19 protein-coding genes are annotated in these 17434 nt (G+C 71.3%); 10 read left to right on the top strand and 9 right to left on the bottom strand.

The annotated features are described in order from the left end of the window. The first annotated feature begins 125 nt into the window (after positions 1–125). Positions 126–1724, top strand: a complete 1599-nt coding sequence (locus tag ABC304_RS14505) for an ABC-F family ATP-binding cassette domain-containing protein (protein WP_412931665.1) — start codon at positions 126–128, stop codon at positions 1722–1724. Between the two features lie 37 nt (positions 1725–1761). Here the strand turns inward: ABC304_RS14505 and ABC304_RS14500 are convergent, their stop codons facing one another. From ABC304_RS14500 to ABC304_RS14485, 4 genes are all read right to left on the bottom strand, one after another. Next, the gene (locus tag ABC304_RS14500) at positions 1762–2664 is read right to left on the bottom strand and encodes an SURF1 family cytochrome oxidase biogenesis protein (RefSeq protein WP_412931664.1); all 903 of its coding nucleotides are present in this window, start codon (positions 2662–2664) and stop codon (positions 1762–1764) included. Continuing rightward, positions 2661–2873 (bottom strand): hypothetical protein, encoded by a 213-nt coding sequence (locus tag ABC304_RS14495; protein ID WP_412931662.1) that lies wholly within the window; start codon positions 2871–2873, stop codon positions 2661–2663. The genes ABC304_RS14500 and ABC304_RS14495 overlap by 4 nt, the downstream gene beginning before the upstream one ends. After that, positions 2870–3286 carry a DUF3099 domain-containing protein gene (locus tag ABC304_RS14490; protein WP_412931660.1) on the bottom strand — a complete coding sequence of 139 codons (417 nt, stop codon included), beginning with the start codon at positions 3284–3286 and terminating at the stop codon, positions 2870–2872. Before ABC304_RS14490 ends, ABC304_RS14495 begins: the two co-directional genes overlap by 4 nt. 64 nt (positions 3287–3350) lie before the next feature. After that, positions 3351–4040 (bottom strand): DUF4190 domain-containing protein, encoded by a 690-nt coding sequence (locus ABC304_RS14485; RefSeq protein WP_412931658.1) that lies wholly within the window; start codon positions 4038–4040, stop codon positions 3351–3353. Positions 4041–4180: 140 nt separating this feature from the next. Between ABC304_RS14485 and ABC304_RS14480 the strand changes: the two genes are divergently transcribed. Further along, positions 4181–4891 (top strand): beta-ketoacyl-ACP reductase, encoded by a 711-nt coding sequence (locus ABC304_RS14480; RefSeq protein WP_412931657.1) that lies wholly within the window; start codon positions 4181–4183, stop codon positions 4889–4891. A 90-nt stretch (positions 4892–4981) separates the two neighbouring features. Here the strand turns inward: ABC304_RS14480 and serB are convergent, their stop codons facing one another. Next, positions 4982–5620, bottom strand: coding sequence for a phosphoserine phosphatase SerB (serB, locus tag ABC304_RS14475; protein ID WP_412931656.1), 639 nt, complete (start codon positions 5618–5620; stop codon positions 4982–4984). Positions 5621–5646: 26 nt separating this feature from the next. Next, entirely contained in the window at positions 5647–6891 is a 1245-nt protein-coding gene (gene glgC / locus ABC304_RS14470) for a glucose-1-phosphate adenylyltransferase (RefSeq protein ID WP_412931654.1), read from the bottom strand. Positions 6892–6969: 78 nt separating this feature from the next. Between glgC and glgA the strand changes: the two genes are divergently transcribed. The 3 genes from glgA (at position 6970) to ABC304_RS14455 (ending at position 9372) form a co-directional block, all read left to right on the top strand. Beyond that, positions 6970–8163, top strand: coding sequence for a glycogen synthase (gene glgA / locus ABC304_RS14465; protein WP_412931653.1), 1194 nt, complete (start codon positions 6970–6972; stop codon positions 8161–8163). A 52-nt stretch (positions 8164–8215) separates the two neighbouring features. After that, entirely contained in the window at positions 8216–9001 is a 786-nt protein-coding gene (locus ABC304_RS14460) for an ABC transporter ATP-binding protein (RefSeq protein ID WP_412931652.1), read from the top strand. Positions 9002–9114: 113 nt separating this feature from the next. Continuing rightward, positions 9115–9372, top strand: coding sequence for a type B 50S ribosomal protein L31 (locus ABC304_RS14455; protein ID WP_315269206.1), 258 nt, complete (start codon positions 9115–9117; stop codon positions 9370–9372). A gap of 231 nt (positions 9373–9603) precedes the next feature. On the opposite strand, the gene ABC304_RS14450 is transcribed toward ABC304_RS14455, so the two are convergent. Further along, complete coding sequence (locus ABC304_RS14450) at positions 9604–10335, bottom strand: exonuclease domain-containing protein (protein ID WP_241240295.1); 732 nt, start codon at positions 10333–10335, stop codon at positions 9604–9606. A 92-nt stretch (positions 10336–10427) separates the two neighbouring features. Between ABC304_RS14450 and ABC304_RS14445 the strand changes: the two genes are divergently transcribed. Then, a complete protein-coding gene (locus tag ABC304_RS14445; RefSeq protein WP_412931650.1) occupies positions 10428–11327 on the top strand; it encodes an alpha/beta fold hydrolase in 900 nt (299 codons plus the stop codon). Here the strand turns inward: ABC304_RS14445 and ABC304_RS14440 are convergent. Further along, positions 11287–11841 (bottom strand): CGNR zinc finger domain-containing protein, encoded by a 555-nt coding sequence (locus tag ABC304_RS14440; RefSeq protein ID WP_412931649.1) that lies wholly within the window; start codon positions 11839–11841, stop codon positions 11287–11289. The two genes, ABC304_RS14445 and ABC304_RS14440, sit on opposite strands and share 41 nt — an antisense overlap. A 73-nt stretch (positions 11842–11914) precedes the next feature. On the opposite strand from ABC304_RS14440, the gene ABC304_RS14435 reads away from it, so the two are divergent. Further along, positions 11915–12931 (top strand): EamA family transporter, encoded by a 1017-nt coding sequence (locus ABC304_RS14435; RefSeq protein WP_412931647.1) that lies wholly within the window; start codon positions 11915–11917, stop codon positions 12929–12931. On the opposite strand, the gene ABC304_RS14430 is transcribed toward ABC304_RS14435, so the two are convergent. Then, complete coding sequence (locus ABC304_RS14430; RefSeq protein ID WP_127095338.1) at positions 12903–13376, bottom strand: Lrp/AsnC family transcriptional regulator; 474 nt, start codon at positions 13374–13376, stop codon at positions 12903–12905. The two genes, ABC304_RS14435 and ABC304_RS14430, sit on opposite strands and share 29 nt — an antisense overlap. Before the next feature lie 168 nt (positions 13377–13544). Here ABC304_RS14430 and pdhA point away from each other — a divergent pair, with 168 nt between their 5' ends. The 3 genes from pdhA to ABC304_RS14415 are packed head-to-tail and all read left to right on the top strand — an operon-like array spanning position 13545 to position 17181. Continuing rightward, positions 13545–14690 carry a pyruvate dehydrogenase (acetyl-transferring) E1 component subunit alpha gene (gene pdhA, locus ABC304_RS14425; RefSeq protein ID WP_412931644.1) on the top strand — a complete coding sequence of 382 codons (1146 nt, stop codon included), beginning with the start codon at positions 13545–13547 and terminating at the stop codon, positions 14688–14690. Then, on the top strand, positions 14687–15733 hold the full coding sequence (locus tag ABC304_RS14420; protein WP_412931642.1) for an alpha-ketoacid dehydrogenase subunit beta: 1047 nt from the start codon (positions 14687–14689) through the stop codon (positions 15731–15733). Before pdhA ends, ABC304_RS14420 begins: the two co-directional genes overlap by 4 nt. Next, a complete protein-coding gene (locus ABC304_RS14415) occupies positions 15730–17181 on the top strand; it encodes a dihydrolipoamide acetyltransferase family protein (protein WP_412931641.1) in 1452 nt (483 codons plus the stop codon). The genes ABC304_RS14420 and ABC304_RS14415 overlap by 4 nt, the downstream gene beginning before the upstream one ends. Positions 17182–17434: the final 253 nt, after the last annotated feature.

The raw sequence follows: 17434 nt of genomic DNA, 5'->3' as shown, positions 1-17434 counted from the left end.
GCAGCGCTCCGCGCCGCAGTTGCAGGGCCCCGGCGGCCTCGGAGGTTCGCGGAGCCCGTCGGCGGTAGACTGGGAGATCGGCCGATCGGTCGACACCCTCACACCCCAAGGAACGGACGTTCGCTGTGCTCGCCGTGCACGACCTCGAGATCCGCGTGGGCGCCCGCGTGCTCATGTCCGACGTGTCGTTCCGCGTCAGCGACGGCGACAAGATCGGGCTGGTCGGCCGCAACGGCGCGGGCAAGACCACGCTGACGAAGGTGCTCGCCGGCGACCTCCTTCCCGCCGACGGCCGCGTGGACCGCTCCGGCGAGCTGGGCTACCTGCCGCAGGACCCCCGCAGCGGCGACCCGGAGATGCTCGCCCGCACGCGCATCCTCGACGCACGAGGGCTCGGCTCGCTCGCCCTCGGGATGCACGAGGCATCGCTGCGGATGGGCGACGACGACGCGGATGTCGCGGCGAAGGCGATGCGCAAGTACAGCTCGCTCACCGAGCGGTTCGAGGCCCTGGGCGGCTACACGGCCGAGGCGGAGGCCGCCTCCATCGCGCACAACCTCTCCCTGCCCGACCGCATCCTGGAGCAGCCCCTCAGCACGCTGTCGGGCGGCCAGCGCCGGCGCATCGAGCTCGCCCGCATCCTGTTCTCCGACGCGCAGACGATGATCCTCGACGAGCCGACGAACCACCTCGACGCTGACAGCGTCGTGTGGCTCCGCGAATTCCTGAAGAACTACAAGGGCGGACTGATCGTGATCAGCCACGACGTCGAGCTCGTCGGCGAGACGGTGAACCGGGTGTTCTACCTCGACGGCAACCGTCAGGTCATCGACGTCTACAACATGAACTGGAAGAACTACCTGCGCCAGCGGGTGGCCGACGAGGAGCGCCGCAAGAAGGAGCGCAGCAACGTCGAGAAGAAGGCCTCGGTGCTGCAGCAGCAGGCCGCGCGCTTCGGCGCGAAGGCCTCGAAGGCCGCCGCCGCGCACCAGATGGTCGCGCGCGCCGAGAAGATGCTCGCCGGGCTCGACGACGTGCGCCAGGAGGAGCGGGTCGCCAAGCTCCGCTTCCCGAAGCCCGCGCCCTGCGGCAAGACGCCGCTCATGGCGTCGGGTCTGTCGAAGTCGTACGGCTCCCTCGAGATCTTCACCGACGTCGACCTCGCGATCGACCGCGGATCGAAGGTCGTGGTGCTCGGCCTCAACGGCGCGGGCAAGACGACGCTGCTGCGCATCCTCGCGGGCGTGGACGCCCCCGACACGGGCCAGCTCGAGCCAGGCCACGGACTGAAGGTCGGCTACTACGCGCAGGAGCACGAGAACCTCGACGTCGGCCGCTCGGTGCTCGAGAACATGATGTCGGCCGCGCCGGACATCACCGCGACCGAGGCGCGGAAGGTGCTCGGCTCGTTCCTGTTCACGGGCGACGACGTGCTCAAGCCCGCCGGCGTGCTGTCGGGCGGAGAGAAGACGCGACTGTCGCTCGCGACACTCGTCGTCTCGTCGGCGAACATGCTGCTGCTCGACGAGCCGACCAACAACCTCGACCCGGCGTCGCGCGAGGAGATCCTCGGCGCGCTGGCCCACTACGAGGGTGCCGTCGTGCTCGTCTCGCACGACGAGGGCGCCGTGCAGGCGCTCAACCCGGAGCGCGTGCTGATCCTGCCCGACGGTGTCGAGGACATCTGGGGTCGCGACTACATCGACCTCATCAGCCTGGCCTGAGCCGGCTCACCCGCCGGCTGCGACCTCCGTCGCCGACTCAGTGCTCGGCGTGGTCGAGCAGGGCGTCCTCGTCGACCATGTCGCGGTCGCGCTGCCGCTTCGCGCCACGACGCATGCGATCGGCCGGGGACGCCGCGGCCGCCGGTGCGCGGCCCTCGGCGCGCGCACGCTCGGCCTCCTCGAGGTCTTCGCGGCGGTGCTTGCGCTCACTGCGGATGACGTATCCGATGAAGAAGAAGCCCATCAGTGCGAACAGGATCCACTGCACGGCGTACGACAGGTAGGGGCCGGGGTCGTCGGACGGCGACTCGAGCGCCGCCGGAGCCGTCGCGGGTGCGGGATCCTCCGACACCATCACGCCGAACGCGCTCTGCTCGAGCGGCCGCGCATTCTGCGGATCGATCGCGTCGGCGACCAGGGGCAGGTTGATCGTCGGGACCTGGCCGTCGGGCGCGGTCTCGCGCCCGGAACGGGGGAGTCCCTCGCCGGGACGGAGGCGCACGATGACGGTCGCCTCACCCTCGGGCGGCGCGGGCACCGCGTCGGGCTCGGGCTGATCACGGCCCGGCGGCACCCAGCCGCGATCGACGAGGAAGACGCGGCCGTCGTCGAGCTGGAACGGGACGAGCACCTCGAAGGCCGCGGTCCCGCCGTGGGGGCGGTTGCGCACGAGGAGCTGCTGATCCGTGAGGTAGACGCCCTGCAGGATGACGGGCGTCCACTCGTCCTCGGGTGCCAGCTCCCCGCCGGCCGGGATGACATCGGCCAGCGGCACCGGAGACGCGTCGTAGTTCTGCGCGACGAGGGCCAGCTGCTCGCTGCGCGAGGCGTTGCGCGAGAACTGCCAGTTGGACAGGAACGCGCAGGCGATGGCGAAGACCACCGCGACGGCGACGTAGACGGTCCACCGCACGGCGGGGGGCGCGGACTGCCGGCTCATCGTCCGGCCTCGGAGAGCGCGTCCACCTCGACGGGGAACGAGCGGGCGGCGAGGAACTCCCGCAGATAGCCCACGTGCTCGTCGCAGGCGACCCACACCTTGCGCCGGTCCTCGGTGTGGATGCGCGGATTGCGCCAGAGCACGCGCCAGACGGCGAGCTCCCGGCAACCCGCCCGGGAGCACTGCGTACCGGGGAGGCCCTCGGTCATTCCCTCGGCTCGCGCCCCGGGGAGGCCTGCGAGGACTCCTGGATGCGATAGACCGAAGAGGCGCTGCCCGTCTCGTGCAGGATGATCGGCGACGACGTGGCGGCCGCCGCGGGAGCGGACGGCGTGGAGACGCGGCTCGCAGGCGCCTCGAGCATGCGCTCGGGGTTCTCCGCCGGGGGCTCCGACACGTCCGATCCCGCGTTCGCGATCACGACCGCGATGTAGGGCAGGAACACCGCGGCGGCGGCGAACACCCAGGTGTACCAGCCGTACGGCGTGATGGCGGCCATGAGGATGAAGCACAGGATGCGAATGCCCATGGTGATGAGATACCGGACCGACCGCGAGCTCACGTCGTCCTTGGGGGCACGGGGGAGGGAGGTCGCGGACTGGGCGTGCGCCGAACTCTTCACAGTGGTCCCAGACTACGCCGCGTGGGAGGCGGTGGATCCGTCTCACGGCACAGATCTGCGGTGCTCAGGCGCTGTAGCGCGAGCCGCTGCCCACGCCGGCGGCGATGATGCCGAAGAAGGCGATGACGCCGATCACGAACAGGCCCACGCCGACCCAGCCGACGATGATCCCGGCCAGCGCGAGGCCCCGGCCCTTCTCGCCGTTCTTCTTGATCTGACCGAGCGAGATGTGTCCCATGATGGCGCCGGCGAGCCCGCCGAGGAACGGGATGATCCAGATGAATCCGACGATCGACGCGATCAGCGAGATGATCGCGAGCACGTTGGTCTTGGGTTCTGTCGGGTAGGGCGTGTACGCGGCGGGGTAGCCCTGCGCGGCGCCGTAGGGCGCGGCGGCCGGGTAGCCGGAGGGCTGCTGTCCGTAGCCGCCCTGACCGTACGCGGGTCCGGTCGGCGGGGCGTAGGACGGCGCCGAGGACGACGGCGCGCCGTAACCTGCCGGCCCCTGGGGCGGGGTGGGGTACGCGTCGCCGTAGGGCGCCGTCGGCTGATCGCCGTAGGTGTCGCCGTACGAGGGTGCTCCGTAGGCGGGAGCGGTCGGCGGCTCTCCGTAAGGGCGCTGACCGTCGGCGTCGTTCGAGTACGCCGCGGACGGGTCGTACGCCGGCGGGGCGGGCGGCGGAGGAGGCACACTCCCCGATGCGGGCTGCTCGGCGCCGTCGTTGCCGGGTCCGCGGGTGGTGTCGTCGCTCATGGGTGCTGTCTCCTCTGCACATGCGGCCGGCCCCGCGGTCACGGGGCGACCGTCCCAGCGTCCCAGCGCCCCCGCCGCAGTGTCAAACGGCCGCGCCGATAGGCTGGATCCGATCATCCGCCGACCCCCGGGAGCATCTCATGTCCAACGATCGCGTCGTCCTCGTCACCGGCGGGAATCGCGGCATCGGCCGTGCGATCGCGGAGCGCTTCCTCGCGAAGGGATACCGCACGGCCGTGACCGCCCGCTCGGGAGAAGGCCCCGAGGGTGCTCTGACGGTGCGCGCGGACGTGACGGACGCGGCATCCCTCGACGAGGCCTTCACCGAGGTCGAGAAGGCCCTCGGCCCGGTCGAGATCGTGGTCGCCAACGCCGGCATCACGAAGGACACCCTGCTGCTGCGCATGTCGGAGGACGACTTCGACAGCGTCGTGTCGACGAACCTCGGCGGCGCGTTCCGCGTCGTCAAGCGCGCGTCGAAAGGCATGCTGCGTGCACGCTGGGGCCGCGTCATCCTCATCTCCAGCGTCGTCGGCCTGTACGGCTCGGCCGGCCAGATCAACTACTCCTCGTCCAAGAGCGGGCTGGTGGGCTTCGCCCGCTCCCTCACACGCGAGCTCGGAGCCCGGGGCATCACCGCCAACGTCGTGGCCCCGGGCTTCATCGAGACCGACATGACCGCCGCGCTCCCCGAGGACACGCAGGCCGAGTACAGGAAGAACATCCCCGCGGGCCGGTTCGCGACGCCCGACGAGGTCGCCGGCGTGGTCACCTGGCTGGCGTCGGATGCCGCGGCCTACATCTCCGGCGCGGTGATCCCCGTGGACGGCGGCCTCGGGATGGGGCACTGACCCGAGCCGTCACGCCGGCGGTCTCGACGCCCGACGTCATGCCGGCGGTGTCCTCGCGCGACGTCGCGGCGGGGGTCTCGCCGCCCGCCGTCAGGGGAGCAGGGGGATGACCTCGCGGAGGTCGACCGGACCGACGACGAGGTCGGCCTGAGCCCGCACCGCGGGCTTCGCGTTGAAGGCGAGTCCGAGGCCCGCGACGGCCATCATGCGCAGGTCGTTCGCGCCGTCGCCGATCGCGAGGGTGCGCTGGAGCGGCACGCCGGCCCCCGCGGCCCATGCGCCCAGCGTGTCGGCCTTGGCCGCGGCATCCACGATGTCTCCGTCGACCGTGCCGTCGAGCACGCCGTCCGGGGCGTTCAGGCGGTTGGCGCGCCACACGTCGACGCCGAGGTCGGGGGCGACGGTGTCGAGGATCTCGTGGAAGCCGCCGCTGACGACACCCACCCCTCCGCCGCGCCTGTGCACGGCATCGATCAGCTCCCGCACCCCGGGGGTGGGCTCGATGCGGGCGAGGACCCGGGAGAACGCGCTCGTCGGCACACCCGCGAGCGCTCGCACGCGGGTGCGGAGGCTCTCGGCGAAGTCGACCTCGCCGCGCATGGCCGCCTCCGTGGCGGCGGCCACCTCCGGCCCTCGGCCGGCCTCGTCGGCGATCAGCTCGATGACCTCGTTGCGGATCAGCGTGGAGTCGGCGTCGAGCACGACGAGAAAGCGGACGTCCGAGAGCACGACGTCCACGCTAGCGGCAGGCCGCGTCAGCCCTCGACGTGGACGTTCTTGCCGACGATGGTGATGCCCGAGTCGGTCACCGTGAAGCCGCGGGCGAGATCCCGCTCGCGGTCGACGCCGACCGTCGCGCCGTCGGCGAGGGTGACGTTCTTGTCGAGGATCGCGCGATGGATGCGCGCTCCCGACCCGACCTCGACGTGATCGAACAGCACCGAATCGGTGATGGTCGATCCTCCGCCGGCGAGTGTCCACGCGCCCACGACGCTGCGCTCCAGGTGGGTGCCCGACAGCACCGACCCGAGCGACACGATGGAGTCGATCGACGCGCCGATGCGGCCCACCGAGTCGCGGACGAACTTCGCCGGCGGGGAGTTGACCGTCTGCGAGTGGATCGGCCACTCCATGTTGTAGAGGTTGAACACGGGCAGGGTGGAGATCAGGTCCATGTGCGCGTCGAAGAACGACTCGATGGTGCCGACGTCCCGCCAGTAGTCGCGGTCGCGATCCGTGGAGCCCGGCACGTCGTTGCGCTTCATGTCGTACACGCCGGCTTCGCCGCGGTTCACGAAGTAGGGGATGATGTCGCCGCCCATGTCGTGGTTCGACGTCGGCAGCTCGCCGTCGGACTCGACGGCCTCGATGAGCGCGTCGGTGTCGAAGATGTAGTTGCCCATCGAGGCGAGCACCTCGCCGGGGGAGTCCGCCAGCCCCGTCGGGTTCTGCGGCTTCTCGAGGAACTCGTTGATCTTCGCGGGGTCCTTCGCGTCGACGTCGATGACGCCGAACTGGTTCGCCAGCGCGATCGGCTGGCGGATGCCGGCCACGGTCGCGCGGGCTCCCGAGGAGATGTGGGCGTCGAGCATCTGGCGGAAGTCCATGCGGTAGACGTGGTCGGCGCCGATCACCACGACGATGTCGGGCTTCTCGTCGTTGATGAGGTTCAGGCTCTGCAGGATGGCGTCGGCGGAGCCGGAGAACCAGCGCTTGCCGAGTCGCTGCTGCGCCGGCACCGACGTCACGTATGAGGCCAGCAGCGGCGACATGCGCCACGTCTGCGAGACGTGGCGGTCGAGGCTGTGCGACTTGTACTGCGTCAGCACCACGATCTGCCGGAGGCCGGAGTTCACGAGGTTCGAGATCGCGAAGTCGATGAGCCGATACTGACCGCCGAACGGCACCGCCGGTTTGGCCCGGTCGGCCGTCAACGGCATGAGTCGCTTGCCCTCGCCACCGGCGAGGATGATTCCGAAGACCTTCGGCGTCGTAGGCATGGCACCACCCTAGGGCCGCGATCGGTGCCGCGGGGAGCGTCTGGTCCCGTGAGTCTCGCGTGTACTAGCGTTCGTGCCATGCGCGTCGACATCGTGACCAAGGAGTACCCGCCGGAGATCTACGGGGGCGCGGGCGTCCACGCGACCGAGCTCGTCAAGGCGCTCCGCGAGAGCATCGAGGTGCAGGTGCGGGCGTTCGGCGCCCCGCGCGACGAGGCCGACACGACCGCCTACGCCGTGCCCGCCGAGCTCGCCGACGCGAACGGCGCGCTGCAGACGCTCGGCACCGACCTGGAGATCGTGTCGGACGTCGCCGGAGCCGACGTCGTGCACAGCCACACCTGGTACGCCAACTTCGCCGGGCATCTCGCATCGCTGCTGCACGGCATCCCGCACGTGGTCACCGCGCACAGTCTCGAGCCGCTGCGGCCCTGGAAGGCCGAGCAGCTCGGCGGCGGCTACGCCGTCTCGAGCTACATCGAGAAGACGGCGTACGAGAACGCCGCCGCGGTCGTCGCCGTGAGCGACGGGATGCGCCAGGACATCCTGCGCAGCTACCCCGCGCTCGACCCGGCCAAGGTGCGCGTGATCTACAACGGCATCGACGTGGAGGCGTGGCATCCGGTCGACGACCCCGACGTGCTCGCGCAGCTCGGCGTCGACGCGTCGCGGCCGTCGGTGGTGTTCGTGGGCCGCATCACCCGGCAGAAGGGCCTGCCGTATTTCCTGCGCGCCGCCGAGCTGCTGCCGCCGGAGGTGCAGGTCATCCTGTGCGCCGGCGCGCCCGACACCCCGCAGATCCTCGAAGAGGTGGAGGGGCTCGTCCGGGCGCTGCAGGAGACCCGCGACGGTGTGGTCTGGATCGACCGGATGCTGTCGCGGCACGAGCTGTGCGCCGTGCTGAGTGCCGCGACCACCTTCGTGTGCCCCTCGGTGTACGAGCCGCTGGGCATCGTCAACCTCGAGGCGATGGCGTGCGGAGCGGCTGTCGTGGGTACGGCGACCGGGGGCATCCCCGAAGTCGTCGTCGAGGGGGTGACCGGCCGGCTGGTGCCGATCGAGCAGGTGCAGGACGGCACGGGCACGCCGGTGGATCCCGAGCGTTTCGTCGCCGACCTCGCCCGCGTGCTCACCGAGGTCGTCTCCGACCCGGCGACGGCGCGTGCCTACGGCGAGGCGGGATGCCGCCGTGCGGCGGAGGACTTCAGCTGGGCGGCCATCGCCCGCGAGACCGCCGCGCTCTACGCCGAGGTCTCGGGCACGTCGGCCTGACGCGGCGCGGATGAGCCCGAGCGGTGCGCGATCCGACGGATAGGCTGGCCCCATGCCGCAGGTGCTCGAGTTCTCCGATGTCGTCGTCCGTCGCAACGCCAAGGACATCATCTCGGGGCTGAACTGGACCGTCTCCGGCGATCAGCGCTGGGTGATCCTCGGACCCAACGGCGCCGGCAAGACCACGGTGCTGCAGCTGGCCGACACGCTGCTGCACCCCACCTCGGGCGTCGTGTCCGTGCTGGGGGAGCGCCTCGGGCGCACCGACGTCTTCGAGCTGCGTCCGCGCATCGGCTTCGCCTCCTCCGCCATGGCGCGGCGCATCCCGGCCGAGGAGCGCGTCGTCGACGTCGTGCTCACCGCCGCGTACTCGGTGGTCGGCCGCTGGCGCGAGGACTACGACTCCATCGACGAGCGCCGCGCGCTGCGGGTGCTCGCCGAGTGGCGCCTCGACCACCTCGCCGAGCGCACCTTCGGCACGCTGTCCGACGGCGAGCAGAAGCGCGTGCAGATTGCGCGCGCCGTCATGACCGACCCCGAGCTGCTGCTGCTGGACGAGCCCACCGCGAGCCTCGACCTCGGCGCGCGCGAGGAGCTGCTGATGCTCCTCGGCGAGTACGCGCGTTCCGAGATGACGCCGGCCATGGTGATGGTGACCCATCACGTCGAGGAGATCCCCGCCGGCTTCACCCATGTGCTCCTGCTCCGCGACGGCGCAGCCGTGGCGGTGGGCCCGCTCGCGGAGACGCTCACGGCCGAGAACCTGACCGCGACGTTCGGGCTGCCGATCACCCTCACCGCGGCGGACGGCCGCTACGCCGCCCGCGCCGCGGGCTGAGCCTCCGCAGTTCACGAGCTCGCCCGCGGGCTGGTAGAATCGTCGTTTGGTGCGCTCGCACCGCAGACTTCCACCGCCCTGGCACAATCCAGGGCACCATTCAAGGGAACACCATGAAGACTGACATCCACCCCGAGTACAAGGCGGTCGTGTTCCGCGACCTCGGCTCCGGCGAGACCTTCCTCACGCGCTCGACCGTGACCAGCGACAAGACGATGGAGCTCGACGGCGTCGAGTACCCCGTCATCGACGTCGAGATCTCGTCCGCGTCGCACCCGTTCTACACGGGAAAGCAGCGCATCATGGACTCCGCCGGTCGCGTGGAGAAGTTCAACCAGCGCTTCAAGAACTTCGGCGGCTCGAGCAAGTAAGCCTCGTCGCCCTCAGAAGCCCCCGGTTCGCCGGGGGCTTCTGTCGTTCCCGGGTGATTTGGGGCGTTGCGGCGCGTTGCCGTGCCCTCGGCGTCGCCGCGCACTGCGCGTTGCCGTGCGCTCGGCGTCGCCGTGCTTTCCCGGCGTTGCCGAGCTCGCCCGGGGTCTCCGCGCTCTCCCTGGCACGGTGAGGCCCGGCTCTTCGCGCGCGCATCCGCGTCTTCATCCGGGTCAGCGGATCGGCCAGCTTCCGTCGAGCCGCGCGGTGGCCTCGATGCGGCCGATGGAGACGAAGTACTCGGTGAGGCTCGCCGCCTGCGCCCGCGCCCAGCCGATCTGGCGCGTGTGCAGCTCGGCCGCGGTGGGCGGCAGCCACGGCGCGAAGCGCTCGGCGAGCGCCTGTGCGAGCCGCCCCGCGGCGACCGCGTCGGCGGCGGCGTCGTGCGCGTCGTCGAGGCGCACCGCGTAGTGCGCGGCGACCGCCGAGAGGGTGCGCTTGCCCCGGCGGTAGCGGTCGTACGTCTTGTCGACCACGAGCGGGTCGATGACCGGCGACGGCGAGACGATCGGCTCGACCCCGTGGCGCTGCGCCTCGTGCTTGAGGAGCGAGAAGTCGTACGGCGCGTTGTAGGCGACGACGGGGATGCCGGCGTCGAGCATCGCCCGCAGCGCCTCGGTCACCTCGGCCACGACCTCGCGCGCCGGCCGTCCGTCTGCGCGGGCACGAGCTGTCGTGATGCCGTGGATGGCGGCCGCGCCGTCGGGGATGGGGACGCCCGGATCGGCGAGCCAGTCACGCGCCCGCACGTGGGCGCCGGTGCCGTCGAGCAGTCCGACGTGAGCGGTGACGATGCGGTCGCGGGTGACGTCGACACCCGTCGTCTCGAGGTCGAAGACCCCGATCACGCGCGACCATTCCGGGCTCTCGAAGAGGGCGAGGGGCTCGGCGTGCCATCGGTCCATGCCGCTGAGAGTATGCGGCGCCCCCGACATCGGGGGAGCGGCGCACCGGGAGGCGGGCAGGGGAGGACACGCTCCGAACGTAGACTCGCGGAATGCCCGTCGCCTCGCCCTACGCCCGGCTCCTGGAGCGCCTCCCCGTGCAGCGGCACGAGACGACCGTGCTCGGCGCGACGACCGCGTACTGGGTCTACGGGCCGGAGGATGCCGCAACCACCCTGCTCGCCGTACACGGCTTCCGCGGGGAGCACCACGGTCTCGAGCCGGTCGTCGGACACCTCCCCGACCTGCGCGTCATCTCGCCGGACCTGCCCGGCTTCGGCGAGTCTGGTCCGCTTCCCGGACGCCCGCACGACCTGGCGGCCTACACGGAGTGGCTCGCGGCCTTCGCCGCCGAGGTGGCTCCCGGAGCACCCGTCCTCGGCCACTCCTTCGGCTCCATCGTGACGGCTGCGGCCGTGGCCGGCGGCCTGGCGACGCCGAAGGTCGTGCTGGTCAACCCGATCGGAGCACCCGCGCTGGAGGGACCCCGCGGCATCCTGACCCGCCTCGCCATCTTCTACTACTGGGCCGGAGCGCGCCTGCCGAAGCCGCTGGGGGAGGCGGTGCTGCGCAACCGCGCCATCGTCCGGCTCACGAGCCTGGCCATGGTCAAGACCCGCGACCGGGCGCTGCGGCGCTTCATCCACGACCAGCACGACACGTACTTCTCGCGCTTCGCCGACCGCGACGTGCTGCACGAGGCGTTCGTGACCTCCGTGTCGCACGACGTCAGCGAGTTCGCCGCGCGCATCGCGCAGCCGACGCTGCTCATCGCCGCCGAGAAGGACGACATCACCTCCATCGAGGTGGAGCGCCGGCTCGCGACCGTGTTCCCCGACGCCCAGCTCGTAGAGATCCCCCAGGTCGGGCACCTCATCCACTACGAGACGCCGGCCCCCGCGGCGGAGGCCGTCAGGCGCTTTCTCGCGCCTTCCGCCGACGGTACGCGTTGACGTTCATGCGGTTGCCGCAGTTGCCGGTGTCGCAGTAGCGCTTCGAGCCGTTCTTCGAGTAGTCGATGTAGACCGACTCGCAGTCGTCCGCCGAGCACACCCGCACCCGGTCGTACTCGTCGGCGCGGATGACGTCGACGAAGGCCATGGCTGCCTCGACGAGGATGCGCGTCGCCAGCGGCGCGTCGTCGTCGGTGGCGTGGATGTGCCAGTCGTAGCCGTCGTGGATGACGAGGCGGGGGAGGGCGCGCCCGTCGCGGAGCATCTCGTTGACGAGCGGCACAGCGTCGTCGCGGTCGACCTCCCACAGCTGCCGGAGGCGCTGACGGATCTCGCGCACCGCGTCGATCTCGGCCTGATCCTTGCGCATGACGCCCGTGTAGGGATTCACCTCGAGGTAGGCGCGGAGGTCATCGGGCGTCTGCAGGGTGTCGACGCCGTCGTAGCCGGGCAGCGTGTTGACCAGCACGACGGCAGCCGTGAGGGCCTGTTTGGTGTCATGGATGAAAACCATGTTGACTCCTGACTGTCCGGGGTCCTACTGTCACAAGTGTACGCACGTTCGCTCCTGACAGTCAGGGTCAGCCATGGTCGCTCCCTCCGCCGCATCGACAGCTCCGACGCTCTCCGCGCGGCCGTTCGGCGCGCAGCGATCCGGACTCGTGCTTGCGCTGGCATCCGCTCTGGCCTTCGCCTCCAGCGGCCCCTTCGTGAAGCCCCTGCTGGAGGAGGGCTGGACGCTCGGCGCCGCGCTCCTCGTGCGCATGGGCATCGCGGGGATCATCCTCTCGCCCGCCCTCGTGCGTGCGATGCGCGCGCAGCGGGGGTTCATGCGGCGCCACTGGCGGATCATCGTGCTCTTCGGCCTCATGCCCGTGCTCGGAACCCAGATCTTCTTCTTCTCGGCGATGCAGCGGATGCCGGTGGCGGTGGCGCTGCTCATCGAGTACCTCGCTCCCGTGCTCCTGGTCGCGTGGGTGTGGCTGCGCACACGGCGGCGCCCGTCCCGGCTCGTGCTGTGGGGGACGGCGGTCGCCGTGGTCGGACTCGTGCTGGTGGTCGACGTCTCGGGTTCGTCCTTCGACCTCTTCGGGACGGTGCTGGCCCTGTGCGCGGCGGTCTGCGTCTGCGTCTACTTCGTCATCTCGGAGCGCGTCGACGACGAGCTGCCGGCGCTGGCGCTCTCCGCCGGCGGACTGCTGGTGGGCGCCGTCGTGATGGCGGTGCTCTGCGTCTCGGGCCTCATGCCGTTCGCCGCACCCGACGTGTCGATCGTCCTCGGGGGGCTCGACGTCGCGTGGTATGTGCCGATGCTGTGGGTGGCGGCCGTCGGCACGACGGTGGGCTATGCGCTCGGCGTGATGGCCGTGCCGCGCATCGGGTCGCGGCTGGCCTCGTTCGTCGTGCTGTCGGAGGTGCTGTTCGCCCTCGGCTTCGCGTGGCTGTTCCTCTCCGAGGTGCCCGCGCCGATCCAGTTCGCCGGGGGCGCGCTGATCCTGGTGGGCGTGGTGCTCGTGCGGTTGGACGCCGGTGCCCCGACGGCGGACGCGCCGTCGACGGGCGTCGGCGCCGCGGTCACGAGTCCCGTCGCGCCAGCTCCATGAGCGGCGTCACGCGGTAGCCGATGACCTCGCCCATCGCCAGCGAGGTCTCCGTGCGCTCCACGCCCTCGATGGCGAGGATGCGGGCGTCGGTGTCGAAGAGGTGCTGGGTGTCGCGGCACGCGACGCGCACGAGGAGATCCACCTGCCCGCTCAGCCCGTGCGCCTGGACGACCTCGGGGACGCGCTGGAGCTCGACGGTGATGCGCGGGAGCTCCGCCTGGCGCACCATCACGTTGATGAACGCCTCGATCGGGAACCCGAGCGCCGAGGACGACAGGGCGCGCTCGTAGGACAGGAACACGCCCGCGCGCTCGAGCCGCGACATCCGCGCCTGCACCGTGTTGCGCGACAGGCCGAGCTTCTCGGCGAGGGCCACCACGGTCGCCCGGGGATCCGTCGACAGCGCGGCCAGGAGTTCGAGGTCGACGTGGTCGAGGTTTCCCATAGTGCGAAAGATTAGCACCCCGGAAATCGCCGCCTCTTGTCAACATGCTCAGGGCGATCGCGAATGCTTGAGCTAGTTGAGTGCCCGACGTATCGTCGGCCCTGTCGGCAGAGTTGCCGACGACCGCAGCGGACGGGCCCCACGAAGGCCCCGAAGCGAATCGGAGGGATGACGATGATGCACACCCTGACCCCCACGGACGACCGCGCCACCGACGTCGACGACGTGGCCCGCCTGCTCACCCAGGATGGTGTGCGGGTGCGCGATGCCGACCTCGACCCGTGGGTGAGCGACCTCGACGCCGACGCGCTCCGCGGCCTCTACCGCGACATGGTGCTCGTGCGCCGCATCGACACCGAGGGCGTCGCCCTCCAGCGCCAGGGCCAGCTCGGTCTCTGGGCGCCCTGCAACGGCCAGGAGGCCACCCAGATCGGCACGGCTCGCGCCCTGCGCGCCGACGACTTCGCCTTCCCCAGCTATCGCGAGATCGGCGTGGGCTACGCCCGCGGCGCGGCGCCCCGCGACTTCGTCATCGCCTGGCGGGGTGAGGAGCACTCCACCTACAACCCGTTCGAGATCAACAGCGCCGTGCCGCAGATCATCATCGGCGCGCAGACGCTGCACGCCGTCGGCTACGCGATGGGCATCCAGCGCGACGGTGCCGATCAGGTCGCCGTGGCGTACTTCGGCGACGGCGCCACGAGCCAGGGCGACGTCAACGAGGCGATGATCTTCGCGTCGTCCTTCCGCGCGCCCGTCGTGTTCGTCTGCACCAACAACCAGTGGGCGATCTCCGAGCCTGTGACGGTGCAGGCCAGCTACCCGATCGCGGGACGCGCGCCGGGCTTCGGCATCCCGAGCATGCGCGTCGACGGCAACGACGTGCTCGCCTGCACGGCGGCCATGCGCTGGGCGCTCGAGCACGCGCGCAGCGGCAAGGGTCCCGCCTTCATCGAGGCGGTGACCTACCGCATGGGGCCGCACACCACCTCCGACGACCCCACCCGCTACCGCGACAAGGAGGAGGTCGAGCGCTGGCGCGAGCGCGATCCGCTGCTGCGCCTCGAGACGTACCTGCGCGCGCAGGGCGCCTTCGACGAGGCGTTCGCCGCCGAGGTCGCGGCCGACGCCGACGCGCTCGCCGCCGAGGTGCGCGCCGCCGCGCTGGGCGCGACCACGCGCGACCCGCTGACCCTGCTCGACAACGTCTACGCCGAGCCTCACGTCGGCATAGACGAGCAGCGCGAGCGCTTCGGCGCCTACCTCGACGGATTCGCGGATGCCGCGACCGACGCCGGGGGAGCGGGACGATGACGCAGCTCACCATGGGCAAGGCGCTCAACGAGGGTCTGCGCCGCGCGATGTCCGATGACCCGAAGGTGCTCGTCATGGGCGAGGACGTCGGCAAGCTCGGCGGAGTGTTCCGCATCACCGACGGACTGCTCGACCAGTTCGGCCCGTCGCGCATCATCGACACCCCGCTGGCGGAGTCCGGCATCATGGGCACGGCCGTGGGCCTCGCCTACCGCGGCTACCGGCCGGTCGTCGAGATCCAGTTCGACGGCTTCGTCTATCCCGCGTTCGACCAGATCGTGTGCCAGGTCGCCAAGCTGCACTACCGCTCGTCGGGCAATGTGCGGATGCCGGTCACGATCCGCATCCCGTGGGCCGGCGGCGTGGGCGCCGCGGAGCACCACTCGGAGTCGCCGGAGGCGTACTTCGTACACACCTCGGGGCTCCGGGTCGTCGCCGTCTCCCAGCCGCAGGACGCCTACGTCATGCTGCGACAGGCCATCGCCTCCGACGACCCGGTGGTGTTCTTCGAGCCGAAGCGGCTGTACCACGCCAAGGGCGAGGTCGATCTCGACGCCTCCCTCGCCGACGCGCCGCCCATGGGTCTCGCGCGCGTCGCGCGCCCCGGGACCGACGTGACCGTGCTCACCTACGGCGCGCAGGTCGGCACGGCGCTGGACGCCGCGACCGCAGCCGAGGACGAGGGCATCTCGCTCGAGGTCATCGACCTGCGTTCGCTGTCGCCCGTGGACTACCGCACGATCGAGGCCTCCGTCCGTCGCACCGGACGCGTCGTGGTGACCCACGAGGCGGCGCGCGAGGCGGGTATGGGCGCCGAGCTCATCGCCAGCGTCACGGAGCGCTGCTTCCACTACCTCGAGGCGCCGCCGATGCGCGTCACCGGGCACGACATCCCGTATCCGCCGGCGAAGCTCGAGAAGCACCACCTGCCCGACCTCGACCGGATCCTGGACGCCGTCGACGCCGTCATGGACCGGCCCAGCAGTCTCGACCGGGTCGCGTCGGGCGACAGCTCCGGTCTGTCGGGCGGAGGCGCGCGGTGATCCAGGACTTCCGTCTCCCCGATCTCGGCGAAGGGCTTCCCGAGGCCGAGCTCGTGTCGTGGCAGGTCGCCGAGGGGCAGACCGTCACGCTCAACCAGACGATCGCCGAAGTCGAGACCGCCAAGGCCGTCGTCGAGCTGCCGTCGCCGTTCGCCGGCACCGTCGCGACCCTGCACGCCGCCGCGGGCGATGTCGTGGAGGTCGGCTCCGTGCTCATCTCCTTCGACCTTCCGGGCGCGGAGGTCGAGTCGCGGGCGCCTGAGCCGGTGAACGCATCGGCGGCTGCCACGGCGTCATCCGCGGACGCCGCGTCCGAGACCGGGGCCTCTGCCCCGTCCGCACCTGAGGCGCCGGCCGAGGAGAAGTCGCAGCCCAACCTCGTCGGCTACGGTGCGGCGCCGCGCTCGACGGCCCGACCCCAGCGCCGCGCACGCGCGGGCGCCGCGTCGGGGGCGGCCGCAGCATCCGATTCCGCTGTCCGCGAGGCCGCTCCGCACGATGCGATCGGTGCCCACGGCGGAGCGGAGTCGCTCGCCGATGCGCTGCTGGACCGGCCACGCTCGACGCCGCCGGTGCGCCGCCTCGCCAAAGACCTGGGCGTCGACCTCGCCGTCGTGCCGGGCACGGGTCGTCACGGCCTGATCACCCGCCACGACGTCGAGGCCTTCGCGAAGCGCGGGGATGCCGCGGCAGCCACTTCGCCGGCAGGGGCGCCCGCCGGCATCCCGACGCGGGCGGACGACGGGGCGCGGACGACCCGCACGCCGATCCGCGGGGTGCGCAAGCACACGGCGCAGGCGATGGTGCGCAGCGCCTTCACGGCGCCGCACGTGACGACGTTCCTGACCGTCGACGTCACGCCGACGATGGAGCTCGTCGCCTCGCTCAAGCGCGATCGGGCGCTCGAGGGGCACCGGATCGGCATCCTCGCGGTCGCCGCGAAGGCCGTATGCCTCGCGCTCGGCGCGCACCCCGAGCTCAACTCGCAGTGGGACGAGGATGCCTACCAGATCGTCCAGCACCATGACGTGCATCTCGGCATCGCCGCGGCGACGGGGCGAGGGCTGGTCGTGCCGAACATCCGACGCGCGCAGGAGCTCACCCTCGTCGAGCTGGCGGATGCGATCGGCGCGCTCGCCGAGACGGCCCGTGCGGGTCGGACGACACCAGCCGAGATGAGCGGCGGGACGTTCTCGATCACGAACGTCGGGGTCTTCGGCGTCGACGCCGGCACGCCGATCATCAATCCCGGCGAGGCCGGGATTCTCGCGCTCGGCGCGATCCGGCGTCAGCCGTGGGAGTTTCGCGGCGAGATCGCGCTGCGCGACGTGATGACCCTCGCGCTCTCGTTCGATCACCGCCTCGTCGACGGCGAGCAGGGCGCGCGGTTCCTCACCGCGGTGGGCGACGTGCTGCGCGAGCCCGGCCGGGTGATGCTCCTGCGCTGACCCTGCGGGGAATAGCCTCTGGCGCCGTCCCCGCCGACCCGACCGGACATCGCGGCGGGTCGGCGGGGCGACACGCCCGCGAGGGTATGCGCCGACTGGGGAGTCGCTCAGGCAGCGGGGCGCTCATCGGGGGATTCGGATGCCGCGGCCCGCGGCACACGGAGGGTCCCTGCGAGCGTCCGGCGCAGCATCCGCTAGACTGGGACCACTTGCGAGTCCGCTCGGACTCCCTGCGTCGTCAGAACGCTCCTTC

This window comes from Microbacterium jepli (genome assembly GCF_047237905.1).
Classification (GTDB): domain Bacteria; phylum Actinomycetota; class Actinomycetes; order Actinomycetales; family Microbacteriaceae; genus Microbacterium.
The sequence above is the reverse complement of the archived record's forward strand: the minus strand, read 5'-3'. Positions and strand labels throughout refer to the sequence as shown.

What these genes read in the sequence shown, in the direction of transcription:
- ABC304_RS14500 (WP_412931664.1), bottom strand. Translation starts at nt 2,664, where the DNA reads ATGAGCCGGCAGTCCGCGCCCCCCGCCGTGCGGTGGACCGTCTACGTC.
- ABC304_RS14495 (WP_412931662.1), bottom strand. Translation starts at nt 2,873, where the DNA reads ATGACCGAGGGCCTCCCCGGTACGCAGTGCTCCCGGGCGGGTTGCCGG.
- ABC304_RS14485 (WP_412931658.1), bottom strand. Translation starts at nt 4,040, where the DNA reads ATGAGCGACGACACCACCCGCGGACCCGGCAACGACGGCGCCGAGCAG.
- ABC304_RS14480 (WP_412931657.1), top strand. Translation starts at nt 4,181, where the DNA reads ATGTCCAACGATCGCGTCGTCCTCGTCACCGGCGGGAATCGCGGCATC.
- glgC (WP_412931654.1), bottom strand. Translation starts at nt 6,891, where the DNA reads ATGCCTACGACGCCGAAGGTCTTCGGAATCATCCTCGCCGGTGGCGAG.
- glgA (WP_412931653.1), top strand. Translation starts at nt 6,970, where the DNA reads ATGCGCGTCGACATCGTGACCAAGGAGTACCCGCCGGAGATCTACGGG.
- ABC304_RS14460 (WP_412931652.1), top strand. Translation starts at nt 8,216, where the DNA reads ATGCCGCAGGTGCTCGAGTTCTCCGATGTCGTCGTCCGTCGCAACGCC.
- ABC304_RS14455 (WP_315269206.1), top strand. Translation starts at nt 9,115, where the DNA reads ATGAAGACTGACATCCACCCCGAGTACAAGGCGGTCGTGTTCCGCGAC.
- ABC304_RS14450 (WP_241240295.1), bottom strand. Translation starts at nt 10,335, where the DNA reads ATGGACCGATGGCACGCCGAGCCCCTCGCCCTCTTCGAGAGCCCGGAA.
- ABC304_RS14445 (WP_412931650.1), top strand. Translation starts at nt 10,428, where the DNA reads ATGCCCGTCGCCTCGCCCTACGCCCGGCTCCTGGAGCGCCTCCCCGTG.
- ABC304_RS14440 (WP_412931649.1), bottom strand. Translation starts at nt 11,841, where the DNA reads ATGGTTTTCATCCATGACACCAAACAGGCCCTCACGGCTGCCGTCGTG.
- ABC304_RS14435 (WP_412931647.1), top strand. Translation starts at nt 11,915, where the DNA reads ATGGTCGCTCCCTCCGCCGCATCGACAGCTCCGACGCTCTCCGCGCGG.
- ABC304_RS14430 (WP_127095338.1), bottom strand. Translation starts at nt 13,376, where the DNA reads ATGGGAAACCTCGACCACGTCGACCTCGAACTCCTGGCCGCGCTGTCG.
- pdhA (WP_412931644.1), top strand. Translation starts at nt 13,545, where the DNA reads ATGACGATGATGCACACCCTGACCCCCACGGACGACCGCGCCACCGAC.
- ABC304_RS14420 (WP_412931642.1), top strand. Translation starts at nt 14,687, where the DNA reads ATGACGCAGCTCACCATGGGCAAGGCGCTCAACGAGGGTCTGCGCCGC.